The sequence below is a fragment of the Streptomyces sp. NPDC047841 genome (assembly GCF_040704085.1).
Lineage (GTDB): Bacteria > Actinomycetota > Actinomycetes > Streptomycetales > Streptomycetaceae > Streptomyces > Streptomyces argyrophylli.
Window position 1 is genome coordinate 106576 of the sequence record NZ_JBEYRP010000020.1, and the last position, 11999, is coordinate 118574.

Annotated in this window: 13 protein-coding genes and 1 pseudogene; 10 read left to right on the forward strand and 4 right to left on the reverse strand. The window is 73.2% G+C overall.

The features are described from left to right. The 3 genes from AB0947_RS30620 to AB0947_RS30630 form a co-directional block, all read right to left on the reverse strand. Nucleotides 1-645 (reverse strand): CatB-related O-acetyltransferase, encoded by a 645-nt coding sequence (locus tag AB0947_RS30620; protein ID WP_366753595.1) that lies wholly within the window; start codon nt 643-645, stop codon nt 1-3. Nucleotides 646-1276: 631 nt separating this feature from the next. Then, nucleotides 1277-2500 (reverse strand): hypothetical protein, encoded by a 1224-nt coding sequence (locus AB0947_RS30625; RefSeq protein WP_366753596.1) that lies wholly within the window; start codon nt 2498-2500, stop codon nt 1277-1279. Beyond that, entirely contained in the window at nt 2493-2756 is a 264-nt protein-coding gene (locus AB0947_RS30630; RefSeq protein ID WP_366753597.1) for a hypothetical protein, read from the reverse strand. Before AB0947_RS30630 ends, AB0947_RS30625 begins: the two co-directional genes overlap by 8 nt. Before the next feature lie 196 nt (nt 2757-2952). On the opposite strand from AB0947_RS30630, the gene AB0947_RS30635 reads away from it, so the two are divergent. The 9 genes and pseudogenes from AB0947_RS30635 (at nt 2953) to AB0947_RS30675 (ending at nt 9539) form a co-directional block, all read left to right on the forward strand. Next, nucleotides 2953-4872 (forward strand): ABC transporter ATP-binding protein, encoded by a 1920-nt coding sequence (locus AB0947_RS30635; RefSeq protein ID WP_366753598.1) that lies wholly within the window; start codon nt 2953-2955, stop codon nt 4870-4872. 248 nt (nt 4873-5120) lie between these two features. Continuing rightward, nucleotides 5121-5606: pseudogene (locus AB0947_RS30640) on the forward strand (transporter); the annotation flags it as partial. Between the two features lie 196 nt (nt 5607-5802). Further along, a complete protein-coding gene (locus AB0947_RS30645) occupies nt 5803-6171 on the forward strand; it encodes a hypothetical protein (protein WP_366753599.1) in 369 nt (122 codons plus the stop codon). A 144-nt stretch (nt 6172-6315) separates the two neighbouring features. Continuing rightward, nucleotides 6316-6582 (forward strand): DUF2630 family protein, encoded by a 267-nt coding sequence (locus tag AB0947_RS30650; RefSeq protein WP_366753600.1) that lies wholly within the window; start codon nt 6316-6318, stop codon nt 6580-6582. A 125-nt stretch (nt 6583-6707) separates the two neighbouring features. After that, a complete protein-coding gene (locus AB0947_RS30655; protein WP_366753601.1) occupies nt 6708-8603 on the forward strand; it encodes a Na+/H+ antiporter NhaA in 1896 nt (631 codons plus the stop codon). A gap of 93 nt (nt 8604-8696) precedes the next feature. After that, nucleotides 8697-8861 carry a 50S ribosomal protein L33 gene (gene rpmG, locus AB0947_RS30660; protein WP_014669330.1) on the forward strand — a complete coding sequence of 55 codons (165 nt, stop codon included), beginning with the start codon at nt 8697-8699 and terminating at the stop codon, nt 8859-8861. A 74-nt stretch (nt 8862-8935) separates the two neighbouring features. Continuing rightward, a complete protein-coding gene (locus tag AB0947_RS30665) occupies nt 8936-9196 on the forward strand; it encodes a type B 50S ribosomal protein L31 (RefSeq protein ID WP_366753602.1) in 261 nt (86 codons plus the stop codon). Between the two features lie 37 nt (nt 9197-9233). Next, a complete protein-coding gene (gene ykgO / locus AB0947_RS30670; RefSeq protein ID WP_366753603.1) occupies nt 9234-9356 on the forward strand; it encodes a type B 50S ribosomal protein L36 in 123 nt (40 codons plus the stop codon). Between the two features lie 48 nt (nt 9357-9404). Further along, complete coding sequence (locus tag AB0947_RS30675; RefSeq protein WP_366753604.1) at nt 9405-9539, forward strand: phosphodiester glycosidase family protein; 135 nt, start codon at nt 9405-9407, stop codon at nt 9537-9539. A 53-nt stretch (nt 9540-9592) separates the two neighbouring features. On the opposite strand, the gene AB0947_RS30680 is transcribed toward AB0947_RS30675, so the two are convergent. After that, nucleotides 9593-10528, reverse strand: a complete 936-nt coding sequence (locus AB0947_RS30680) for a LysR family transcriptional regulator (protein WP_366753605.1) — start codon at nt 10526-10528, stop codon at nt 9593-9595. Nucleotides 10529-10661: 133 nt separating this feature from the next. Here AB0947_RS30680 and AB0947_RS30685 point away from each other — a divergent pair, with 133 nt between their 5' ends. After that, complete coding sequence (locus tag AB0947_RS30685) at nt 10662-11906, forward strand: MFS transporter (protein WP_366753606.1); 1245 nt, start codon at nt 10662-10664, stop codon at nt 11904-11906. Nucleotides 11907-11999 lie beyond the last annotated feature (93 nt).

The window sequence follows — 11999 nt, forward strand, 5'->3', positions numbered from 1 at the left end:
TCAGCGACCGCCCGGGGCTGCGGCCTCCAGGTCGGCGACGCTGCCCGACATGATGGTCCGCACATGCTCGGTGATGTGCTCCAGGGGCCAGTCCCACCAGGCCACCGCCAGCAGCCGGGCGACGTCCCGGGGGGTGTGGCGGGTGCGGATGAGGCGGGCCGGATTGCCGCCGACGACGCCGTAGTCGGGCACGTCGCCGGTGACCACGGCCCCGGTGCCGATGATCGCGCCGTGCCCGATGCGCACCCCGGGCATGACCGTCGCGCCGTGGCCGAACCACACGTCGTTGCCGACGACGGTGTCCCCGCGGTTCGGCAGGCCGGTGAGCAGGTCGAAGTGGTCGGCCCAGGAGCCGCCCATGGTGGGGAAGGGGAACGTCGAGGGGCCGTCCATGCGGTGGTTGGCGCCGTTCATGATGAACCGCACGCCCGTGCCCAGCGCGCAGAACTTGCCGATGACCAGCTTCTCCGGCCCGTAGTGGTAGAGCACGTTGCGCGTCTCGAACGCGGTCGCGTGGTCCGGATCGTCGTAGTAGGAGAACTCCCCGGCCTCGATCAGCGGGGACTTCACCAGCGGCTTGAGCAGCACCACCCGCGGCTGCTCGGGCATCGGGTGCAGGACCGTCGGGTCGGCGGGTACGGGCATGGCGAAGGGCTTCCCAGCGGTCGACGTGACACGGGCCGTTCCATGATCCCCGTACCGGGTCGCTCCGTACACCGGTTTACCGGGGAGGGGAGGACGCCGCGGCCAGACACGTCCGCGACTTCGCCGGGACCAGGACGCAGTCGTCGCCGGCCTGTCCAGCTCCTGGAGCTCGGGCCAGGTCGAGGGCCGGGTCACCCGCATCAAGCTGATCAAGCGGAAGGGCGACGGCCGAGCCGACCTCGACCTGCTCCGCAAACGGATGCTCCTCATGACCTGACCTGACCTGACCTGACGTGACCGGCCCCGGAGCGCAGGATCTTCAGGAGAACCGATCGATCGGCTGAGAGGCGAACGACCTGACGCACGTCACGGCAGGCGGCATTTCGACCGGCCCCGAAGCCACCAGCAGGGAGATGTGCGCCAGCGCCATAGCCCCCCCAACCTACCGGCGCAACAGGAGGATCGCCGCGTGGATCACAAGATCTTGGCCAGAGCCCAGTCCCGTGATCAGCCAGAGCACACCCGGGTCCATGCGGTCCGGATCGCTCTCGGCGTGGATCTGTCGCATCATGCGGCACGCCACTGACAACGCCGCGGCACCACGTCCGCGCGACGGCGACCACCTCGGGACTCAGACGATCGACTTGATGGTCCTGTCCGCGTAGCGCAGCGTCGCGTCGACGGCCTCGTCCATCTCGCGCAGCGCGCCGGGCTCCGCCGTGAGCAGAGCGCTGACGTTGATGCTGCTCACGGCGACGAGGCAGCCCGCCACGGTCAGGAACTCCCGGTACCGGGCCTGCCCTTCGTGCCCGAGCGACTCCCAGTCCCGGGGCTCCGGCGGCAGACCGGCCCTCCACTTCTCCAGGGCGTGGGTGCCGTGGACGCTGACGTACTCCATGATGGCCGTGGCGCGGTGCAGTACGTCGATCATCGTGTCGAAGCCGTGCTGCGACTGGTTCAGAGCCGCCTCCGCGACCTCCACCTCGGTGCGGAGCCGCTCCTCCTCCCTCTTGGTCCGGCGCTGCCTCAGGACGTAGAAGCCGGCGGCCGCCAGCGCTGCGGCCGGGGCGGCGACCATCCCGGTGAGCAGGAGCACTCCACCCGCCATGCCCGCACCGCCGGCGGCCAGCGTCCCCCCTCCGAGGAGGGCCAGGGTCGCGTTGGTCGCGGCGACGCCGGACAGCGTCGAGATGGCCGCTCCGGTGGAGGCGGTCCCGAGCAACGCGGCGGCCGTGAACGCACCGTAGGCGGCGGCGCCGCCGACTGCCGCCCCCGTCGCGCCTCCGGCGGCGGCACCCCGGATCGCGTTGGCGATCCCGGCGGACATGGCCTCGACACGGATCGCGGTGGGGGTCTCGCCCGTGCTCTCGATCTCCTCCTCACCGGGCCGCTCGGGCTCGGGCGCCCCGCTGATGCTCTCGGCCAGCTCCACGAACCTCAGGAAGAACTCGTCGCGGGCGGAGTCGTGGACATGGTTGAAGGCTTCTCCGAGTTCCTGGGTGATCTGGGACCGCTGGGCGACCTTCTCGTTGATCGCGGCGTGGCGCCTCTTCGTCTCCGCGACCTGGTCGCGCAGCTTCACCGGCCGCTGGCCGCGCTCACGGGCGAGGGACCTGGTGCGCTCCTCCGCCTCCTGCGTGAGCTGCGCCGGAGTCAGTCGCAGGGCGAGGGCGATGGCGGCCAGACGGCGCTCGCCGGGGCTGATGAGCCCGCGTTCGATCCGGGAGATCGACACCGCGCCGCCCTTCCCGTAATCGGCCCGCGCGGCCAGCTCTTCCTGGGTCATCGGCGGTGTCAGGGCCAGGCGGTGCTCGCGGATGACGAGGCCCATCGCCTCCGGGCTGACATCAGTCACCGGTTCCGGCCTCCTTGGCCAGCGGGCTGTGACGACGCCAGGAGGCCTGCGCCTCGCGGACCAGCGCACCACCGGAGCGGAAGGCCTGGGCGCTGTCCTCGGCGAACCGCCTGGCCGCCTTGACGACGGCCGGGTCACGGCGGACCTGGTCGGCGACCTGGACGTTCTGGACGGCCGTGAGGGTCAGGAGGGCGATGTTGAGGCGGGACATGGCGGTGGGCCTTTCGTCGCTGATGACGCCTGCGAGCGCCAACATAGCGTCACTTAGTGCGCAGCGTCCGCACTATGACGGAACCGGCCGCGGCGGCATGCCGGCCACCGCCACCGGACTCGCCCGCCGGGTGTCCTGAACGCGGCGCGCCTGTCCGGTTCTCGCCGTTCCGCGCTAAATGCCTGGACTGAGAAACTCCGCGGACGGGAGACTTCGACGTCTCCGAACCTCCGGGAGTGTGATGGGGACAACAGACGCACGCGGGCCGGCGCCGGGCAGGAGCGCGGTCGTTCTGGCGCTGCGCCGCTACGGCCGGGAACTGCTGCGACTACGACCGCTGACCCTGCCCGCGCTGCTGTTGCCGGCCGTGGGCAACATCGGCATCCGCTACGTCGCCCCCCTGCTGATCGCCAAACTGGCCGGACAGGCCGCCGGCGAGGGCGGACTCACCCTCGGCCCGGCACTGCCGTACGTGCTGGGCTTCGGTGTGACGCTGCTGCTCGCCGAGGCCGTGTGGCGGGTCGGGCAGCACTGCCTGAACCGCCTGGACGCCCTCGGCATGGAACACCTGTACGTGAGCGGCATGGACGAACTCCTGGCCAAGGACGCGGCGTTCTTCCACGACAATTTCGCCGGCTCCCTGACCAAACGGGTGCTCAGCTACGGCAAGCGCTTCGAGGACTTCGTCGACACGGTGACGTACCGGATCGTGGGCAGTCTCGTCCCCCTCGTGTTCGGTTCCGTGGTGCTGTGGAGCTACCAGCCGATGCTCGTCGTCGGCCTGCTCGTGATGATCGCGCTGACCGTGGTCGCCGCGACGCCTCTGATCCGCCGCAGGCAGAGGCTCGTCAACGAACGTGAGGCGGCGATCGCCCGGGTCTCCGGCCATGTCGCCGACAGCCTGATGAACATGGAGACCATCCGGGCGTTCGCGGCGGAGCGGCGGGAGGCCGACGAACACCGCAGCCGAGTCGCGGACTCCCGCCGCCTGACGCTGAGGTCGTGGGACTACGGCAACCTGCGCGTCGACACCCTGGTCGCCCCCATGTCCGTGCTGACCAACGTGCTCGGTCTGCTGGTGGCCGTCGCCTTCGGCGGCTCGGGCCAGGGCGTCGAGGAGATCGTCGTCAGCTTCACCTACTACTCCAACGCCACCCAGATCATGTTCGAGTTCAACCAGATCTACCGGCGTCTGGAAAGCTCGATGACCGAGGCCGCGCAGTTCACCGAACTGCTGCTGGAGCCGCCCACCGTGCTCGACCCGGCGGAGCCCGAACCGCTCGCACCGCGGGACACGGGCATCCGCTTCGAGGCGGTGACGTTCGCCCACGCGGGTGCGAAGCCCATTTTCCAGGGACTCGACCTGAACGTGCCCGCCGGCGCACGGATCGGTCTGGTCGGCAGGTCCGGCGGCGGCAAGACCACCCTCACCCGACTGCTGCTGCGGATGTCGGACGTCGACGGCGGACGCATCCTGATCGGCGGTCAGGACATCAGCCGGCTGCGCCAGAGCGACCTGCGCTCACTGATCGCCTACGTCCCGCAGGAACCCGCCATGTTCCACCGCAGCCTGCGGGACAACATCGCGTTCGCCCGGCCCGGCGCCACCGACGAGGAGATCCGCGAGGCGGCCGCGGCCGCGCACGTCACCGAGTTCGCCGACCAGCTCCCCGACGGCTTCGCCACGCTGGTGGGGGAGCGGGGGGTCAAACTCTCGGGCGGCCAGCGCCAGCGGGTCGCCCTGGCCAGGGCCATCCTGCGCGACGCCCCGGTGCTGCTGCTCGACGAGGCGACCAGCGCGCTGGACTCGGAGAGCGAACTCCTCGTCCAGGACGCCCTGTGGCGGCTGATGGACGGGCGTACCGCCCTCGTGGTGGCCCACCGGCTGAGCACCGTCGCCGGCATGGACCGTCTCGTCGTCCTCGACCGCGGAAACGTCGTCGAGCAGGGCACCCACGAGGAACTGATCGCCGCGGACGGCGCCTACGCCAGGCTCTGGCAGCACCAGTCGGGCGGTTTCCTCGGCGAGAGCACCGAGTCGGCCCGGGGACGCCGGGTGCCGGAAACGGGACCCGCCGCGCGGTCCGGGCCGGCCGGCCCGGCACCGGACGAGGGCCGCAGGACACCGTCGCCCGCGCGTACGAGCCCCGGGCTCCCCTGACCGACCCGATCGCCGGCCATCCCCGGCCGCGCCCGGCGTCCCGGCGGACCGGCACTTCCGGCGGCAGGCGGCCGTGAGCCCGCTCGGGCGCAGGGGGTGCCGGTGCGGACCGTGACGTCCTCCACGGTCACGTCCGGAGCCGTCAGCGTGCACCCGCGCCGGGGGCGACCCGCGGCCGGCGGTTGACGGCGACCGCGGGTCATCGGCGAGCTCCGAGTCGCCGAGGCACTGCTGCGGGCCGGTGGCGCGGACACGTGCCCGGTGCCCTCACCATCCCGCTGGACCAGCTCGACCGGGCCCTGCCCGACGTCCGCACCGCCGCCGGGCGCGGCGACATCCCCCTCGTCCGCGCCCCCGGAGCCCGCTCGGAGAACGCCTGCCGCGCCCTCGCCGGGAACGGCGCCGCCACCGCCACCCTCACCGGAGGAACCACCGCCTGGACCGCCGGGGGCTACGACACCCACCGGCCCGAAACCAGCACGAAGGCCACCTGGAGCATGGATCGCCAGGCCCGGTTCACCGCCGGCACGGCCGTGCCGCTCGGCCTCCTGCCCGGCGTGGCGGTCCACCCGGCCTTCCCCGCGCTGTCCGCCGGCATCGCGGCCGGCCCGGTCCTCTCCGCCCTCACCGACGCCTGCGCAAGGGCGACCGCGCTCGCCAGGCTGCCCCACAACCGCCCCCGCCGGGCCGACCTGGACGCCGCACTCGCCCGGCTGCGCGGTACCGCCCGGTGAGATGAGCCGTCGGACCACGTCAGCCCCGCTCGGCCGCCCGCGCTCGTGCCCCGGCCGCACCGTCCGGCGGACGGCGGCGTGCCGATCGCCCCGCCCCCGTGGATGATCGTACGGTGAGAGGGCCGGACACCGGTGCGGAGCGCACTGACGCCTGACCCGCCCCGGCTCGTTCGTCACCGCAAGGGAGACACCTGTGATGCGTTCGATCATGACGGGGACGGCCGCGGGCCTGCTGGGCGCCGCCGCGCTGTGCCTCGGGGCCCCGGCCCCCGCGTTCGCCGGCACGGGCGCCGCCGCCCGGTCGCCGGTCACGTTCTGCGGTGTGGACAAGGCCACCGGGCTGGCGGTCTGGACCGACCCGGCCGGGTCCTGCGCCACCGCCCTGGAGGTCGCGAGCACCTACACCAAGTCCGCGTCCAGCAGGGCGGGCGCGCCCGCCGCGATCCGTGTCGGGGCGACCACCTGGACGTGCCAGGAGCGCCAGGGCGACCCGAACCCCTACCAGGAGTGCGTCACGGGCGACAGCGGCGGCCGGACCGGCGGCCGGGTCGTTCTCACGTCCTGAGGTGCCCCCCGGCATCCCGTGCCTCCCCAGGCATCCCCCGGCGGAAACGATCATCGCTCGTCCCGCCGTGGCGAACGGCTCGAACCTGCTGTTCAATACATGAATCGACTGATTGAGGTCGGATCACGGCTTGGGGAGAGAGACATGACGACGGGACCCGGCGCCGAGGCCGAGAAGCAGATCCTCGGACGCATCACGGAGATGATCAACCAGGAGAAGGACCTGCGGGACCGTCTGGCGGACCACGGCATCGACCAGCCGACCGAGCAGGAACGGCTGGCGCGGCTGGAGACCGAGCTCGACCAGTGCTGGGACCTCCTGCGGCAGCGCCGGGCCCGCGCCGCCGCCGGCCAGGACCCCGAAGAGGCCCAGGTGCGCCCGGCGTCGCAGGTGGAGCGGTACCTGTCCTGACGACCGGCACGGGCCCGTCCGCCCCCTCCCGCGTCTCCACCCCCGGAATGAACGCCCCACCCGCCGCTGTTGCCACGGCAGTGCCGGCCGGCACGAGACTCGGCACGAGGTGGAGATGAGCACGGATGAGCACGGCGTTCGCACCCGACGACCTCTCGGGCCAGACCGCCTGCGCCGGCTCCCGCTCGCCGCTGCGCCACTTCCTGCGGACCGAGACCGGTAGCGCCGCCGTCCTCGTGACGGCGGCGCTCGTCGCGTTGCTGTGGGCCAACGCGGCGCCCGCGGGCTACGCGTCGTTCTGGGAGACGCACCTGTCCGTCGGGATCGGCACCCACGGTCTGTCCCTCTCACTGCGGGAGTGGATCAACAGCGGTCTGATGGCGCTGTTCTTCTTCGTCGTCGGACTGGAGGCGCGCCGCGAGTTCGACATGGGCGAACTGCGCGACCGCCGGCGTCTGGCCCTGCCGCTCGCCGCCGGGATCAGCGGCATGGCCGTCCCGGTCGCCCTCTTTCTCGCGGTCAACGCGGGGCACCCGTCCGCGCACGGCTGGGGCGCGGCGATGTCCACCGACACCGCCTTCGCCCTCGGCATGCTCGCCGTCGCCGGGCACCGGTTGCCGAGCGGGCTGCGGATCTTCATCCTGACGATCACGGTCGTCGACGACTTCGTCGCCCTGGGCGTCATCGCCGTCGCCTACAGCGAGCGCGTCGACGTACCGGCGCTGCTCATCGCGGTCGCGGTGTTCGGCGTCATCCTGCTCGCCCGTGCGCTCGGGGTGCGCCGTGGCCTGGTCTACGCGCTGCTCGCGCTCGTCACCTGGGTCGCGCTGCTGGAGTCGGGTGTCGATCCCGTGGTCATCGGCCTCGCCATGGGCCTGATCACCTACGCGTACCCGGCGGCACGCGCCGACCTGGAACACGCCACGGGCCTGTTCCGGATGTTCCGAGAGCAGCCGACGCCCGAGCTGGCACGCTCGGCGCAGGCCGGCCTCGCGTCCGCGATCTCGCCCAACGACCGGCTTCAGGGCCTGTACCACCCGTGGACCAGCTATCTCGTCGTCCCGCTGTTCGCCTTGGCCAACACCGGTATCCCGCTCGACGCCGGCCAACTGGAGCGGGCGTTCACCTCGCCGGTCACGCTCGGCATCCTGCTCGCGTTCCTCGTCGGCAAGCCGCTGGGCGTCGTCGGGGCGTCCGCGCTGGCGTACGGGGTCAGCCGGGGGCGGGTCCGGCCGCCGGTCGGCTGGGGAGCCGTCGCGGCGGGCGGTGCCCTGGCCGGGACGGGCTTCACCGTCTCCCTGCTCATCGCGACCCTCGCCTTCAGGGGGACACAGCTGGCGGACGCGAAGATCGGCATCCTGAGCGCCCTGGCCGGCTCCTTCCTGATCAGCCGGCTCCTCACCGCGGTCCTCGCGGTGCTGCCGGGCAGGCTGCGGCAGCGGGCGCTGCTCGGCGACGCGGAGACGCTCGTCGACCTGGCCGTGCCGGTCGACCCCGACCGCGACCACGTGCGGGGGCCGCGGCACGCGCCGGTGACCGTCGTGGAGTACGGCGACTACGAGTGCCCGTACTGCGGACAGGCCGAACCGGTCGTCCGTGAGCTGCTCGGCGACTTCGGCGACGTGCGGTACGTGTGGCGGCACCTGCCCCTGACGGACGTGCACGTCCACGCCCAGCTGGCGGCCGAGGCGGCGGAGGCCGCGGCGGCGCAGGGCCGCTACTGGGAGATGCACGATCTGCTGCTCGGTCACCAGGGCGAGCTGCGCCTGGGCCATCTGCGCACGTACGCCGACACCCTCGGGCTGGACGCCGAGCGCTTCGACCGGGACCTGCGCTCCCACCGGGGCGCGGCGCGGATCGCCGAGGACGTGGAGTCGGCGGACCTCAGCCAGGTGGCGGGCACGCCGACGTTCTTCGTGAACGGGCGCCGGCACCACGGGGCGTACGACATCGCGAGCCTGTCGGCGGCGGTGCGGGCGGCTCGTGAGCGGGCGGCGATCGGGGCCGGCGCGAGGCGGTGAGGGCCGGGAATGCATCACGGGGTGACGGTGTTGAGAGAACCGTCTGACATGTTCGAGTCAACGGGCTCGGGCGGTCGGCGGAAGGAGTCCCTCATGGCACGCAGCACCACACGCCCCGTCGTCAAGCTGAAGTCGACGGCGGGCACCGGCGTCACCTACGTGACCCGCAAGAACCGTCTGAACGACCCCGACCGGCTGGTCCTGCGCAAGTACGACCCGGTGGCCGGCGCGCACGTCCTCTTCCGCGAGGAGCGCTGACCCGCGCGCACCCCGCCCCCCGCGAAGCACACACTCCCTGCGAAGAACACTCGCCCTGCGAGGAGGAACACCCCATGAGGAACGGCATCCACCCCGTCTCCCGCCCCGTCGTCTTCCGCGACCGCGCGGCAGGCTTCCAGCTGCTCACCCGCTCGACCGTCGACACCCACCGCACGGTCGAGTGGGAGGACGGCACCACCTACCCGGTCGTCGACGTCGAGATCTCCTCGGCGAGCCACCCGTTCTACACCGGCACCACGCGCGTCGTGGACACCGCCGGCCGGGTGGAGCGCTTCCAGCGCCGCTACGGCCGCACCACCACCGACCGCCACTGACGGCACGACCCGTTCGACCTCCCGGGAGGAGACCGCGATGAAGGTACGCAAGTCCCTGCGTTCGTTGAAGGCCAAGCCGGGCGCCCAGGTGGTGCGCCGGCGGGGCGTCACCTACGTGATCAACAAGAAGGACCCCCGCTTCAAGGCCCGCCAGGGCTGACCCCCCGCAACGCCCCCAGCACGGCCACGGCCCGGCACCGCACCCGCGGTGCCGGGCCGTTCCCGTTCCCTGGACGGGCGGCTGACGAACGGCAGCGAGGGGTTCACCCTCCACGAGGCCGCCGTCTTCATGAGGTCGCTCGGCGCCGTGCGGGCGATGAACCTCGACGCGGCGGCCCACTGACCGAGGGCACGGCCCCGCCGCCGGCCGCGTCGGCTCCCGCCGCAGCGGGCGGGTCAGCGGGGGAGCACCCAGTCCGGCGTCCAGGTCCCGGTGGCGTCGGGGCCGGCCGTCGTGGTGGCGAGGTGCTCGCGGAGGGTGGCCAGCGCCGGGTGGGGGTTGTCGCGGTGCCACAGGAGTGAGTGCGGGTAGACGGGCGTCGGGTCGGTCACCGGGATGCGGCGCAGGCCGAGGCCGGCGGGCCAGACGAGGCTGGTGTGCGCGCCCATGAAGGTGGCCAGGGCCGGGGTGTCCGCGACCGTGTCGAGGAGCGCGTCGGAGCCGAAGTTGGGGCCGGTCGCCTCGATGGTGAGGCCGAACTCGGCGACCAGGTCGTCGTAGTAGGCGGCCCACTCGGTACCGGGGACGACGCCGGGCATCCAGATCCGGTGCCCGGCGAGCCGGGCGAGGGGCACCGACCGGGCGCCCGCCAGCACGTGGCCGGGGCCGGTGAGGAGCTGGAGCGGTTCGTCGAGCACCCGGACGGACTCGACGTCCTCGGGGAGGGGCCGGCCGGGCGCGGCGACGGCGCGGAAGGACGCGTCGATCGTGCCGGAGCGGAGGGCGGCGACCGCCTTCTCGATGTCGAAGAGCATCACCACGTCGAGGTCGATCCCGGGGTGCGCGCGGTGGAACCCGCGCATCAGGCCCGTCGCCGCGCCGCGCGAGGCGATCACGTCGACGCGCAGCGGGCGGCGGCCGGTGCGTACGGACGCCACCGCGCGCTCGGCGGCGCGCAGCAGTTCGCGCGCGTGGGGCAGGAACGCCTGCCCGTCGATGGTGAGCTCGGCTCCGCGCGGGGTGCGGGTGAACAGCCGTACCCCGAGGGTGCGCTCCAGCGCGGCGATGCGCTTGGAGACGGCCTGCTGGGTGACCGCCAGCTCGGCGGCGGCCTCCTGGAACTGCCCCGCGTCGGCGGCGGCGACGAAGGTCCGGACGGTGTCGAGGTCCATGCCGCCACCCTAGGGTCACAACCGACGGTTGTGGCCGATGGCTCCGGGGTTGTTTGCCCGCTGCTCACCAGGCTCGCTTTGATGGTTCCGGTCGCGGACCGGTTGTGCGGATGAGGGCGAGGGGGCGTCGGGCATGAGGGGCGGACACCGGCTGGGGCGGCCGTTCGGCTGGCTCTGGGGAGCGTACGGGACCAGCGCGCTCGGCACCTGGCTCGCCTTCGGCGCGTTCCCGCTGATCGCCGTCCGCGTGCTGCACGCCGGGCCGGCCGAGGTCGCCGCGCTCTCCTCCGTGGGCGCCGCGGTGGGCGCGGCAGCGGCGGTGCCGCTCGGGCCGTGGGTGGAGTTCCGCCGCAAGCGGCCCGTGCTGATCGCGATGGACCTGGTGCGGTGCGCGGCACTGCTGACGATCCCCGTCGCGTTCGCGCTCGGCGCGCTCACCTTCCTCCAGCTCCTGCTGGTCTCGGTGGTCGTCGCGGCGGCCGACATCACCTTCCGCGCCGCCTCCGGCGCGTACCTGAAGACGCTGCTGCCGGCCGAGGACCTGCTCGTGGCCAACGCGCGGTTCGAGTCCACGGCCTGGACCACCACGATCATCGGGCCGCCGCTGGGCGGCGCGGCGACCGGGCTCCTCGGTCCGGTGGCGACGGTGGTGGCCGACGCGGTCAGCTACCTGCTGTCGGCCCTGGGCCTGCGCGCGATGGGCGGGCAGGAGCCGCCGCCCGAGCGCCGGCCGGCCGCGCGCCCGCGGGCCCGGGACCTGCTCGACGGCTGGCGGTACATCCTCGCCGACGCGACGCTGCGCCCGCTGTTCTTCACCACCGCCCTCTTCAACGGCCTGGTGATGGCCGCCGATTCGCTGCTGGCCGTCCTGATGCTCGGCCGGCTCGGGTTCGCGCCGTGGCAGTACGGCCTCGCCTTCGCGGTGCCGTCGATCGGCGGGCTGCTCGGCGCACGGCTGGCCCGCCCGCTCGCCGCCCGGTTCGGGCAGCACCGCGTCCTGGTCGTGTCCGGGACGCTGCGCGCCCTGTGGCCCGTCGGCCTCGCCTTCACCGGGCCGGGCACCGGGGGACTGCTGCTGGTGACGGGCGTCGAACTCGGCCTCATCTTCGGCTGCGCGGTGTTCAACCCCGTGTCCGCCACCTACCGCCTGGAGCGCACCGCGACCGACCGGGTCGCCCGCACGCTGACGGCGTGGACGGTGACGACCAAGGCGTCGACCGCGCTGCTGACGGCCGTCTGGGGCGTCCTGGGCAGCCTGCTCGGCCCGCGCACGGCCATCGGCCTGGCCGGCGTGCTCCTGCTGGCGACCCCCCTGCTGCTCCCACGCCGCGCGGCGACGCCCCACCCCGCCCCGGAACCGGCACCGGTCCGCCCCTGAAGGACCGGTACGGCGGCCTCACGACGGCACGGCGCTGCCGCGAGACGCAGCCACGGCGGCCCGCCGCCGGGGGTGACGTCTCGCGACGCGGGC

Bases quoted from the DNA above. Each gene is read 5' to 3' on its own strand.
- AB0947_RS30665 (WP_366753602.1), top strand. From the start codon at position 8,936: ATGAGGAACGGCATCCACCCCGTCTCCCGCCCCGTCGTCTTCCGCGAC.
- AB0947_RS30630 (WP_366753597.1), bottom strand. From the start codon at position 2,756: ATGTTGGCGCTCGCAGGCGTCATCAGCGACGAAAGGCCCACCGCCATG.
- AB0947_RS30650 (WP_366753600.1), top strand. From the start codon at position 6,316: ATGACGACGGGACCCGGCGCCGAGGCCGAGAAGCAGATCCTCGGACGC.
- AB0947_RS30685 (WP_366753606.1), top strand. From the start codon at position 10,662: ATGAGGGGCGGACACCGGCTGGGGCGGCCGTTCGGCTGGCTCTGGGGA.
- ykgO (WP_366753603.1), top strand. From the start codon at position 9,234: ATGAAGGTACGCAAGTCCCTGCGTTCGTTGAAGGCCAAGCCGGGCGCC.
- AB0947_RS30680 (WP_366753605.1), bottom strand. From the start codon at position 10,528: ATGGACCTCGACACCGTCCGGACCTTCGTCGCCGCCGCCGACGCGGGG.
- AB0947_RS30620 (WP_366753595.1), bottom strand. From the start codon at position 645: ATGCCCGTACCCGCCGACCCGACGGTCCTGCACCCGATGCCCGAGCAG.
- AB0947_RS30635 (WP_366753598.1), top strand. From the start codon at position 2,953: ATGGGGACAACAGACGCACGCGGGCCGGCGCCGGGCAGGAGCGCGGTC.
- rpmG (WP_014669330.1), top strand. From the start codon at position 8,697: ATGGCACGCAGCACCACACGCCCCGTCGTCAAGCTGAAGTCGACGGCG.
- AB0947_RS30655 (WP_366753601.1), top strand. From the start codon at position 6,708: ATGAGCACGGCGTTCGCACCCGACGACCTCTCGGGCCAGACCGCCTGC.
- AB0947_RS30645 (WP_366753599.1), top strand. From the start codon at position 5,803: ATGCGTTCGATCATGACGGGGACGGCCGCGGGCCTGCTGGGCGCCGCC.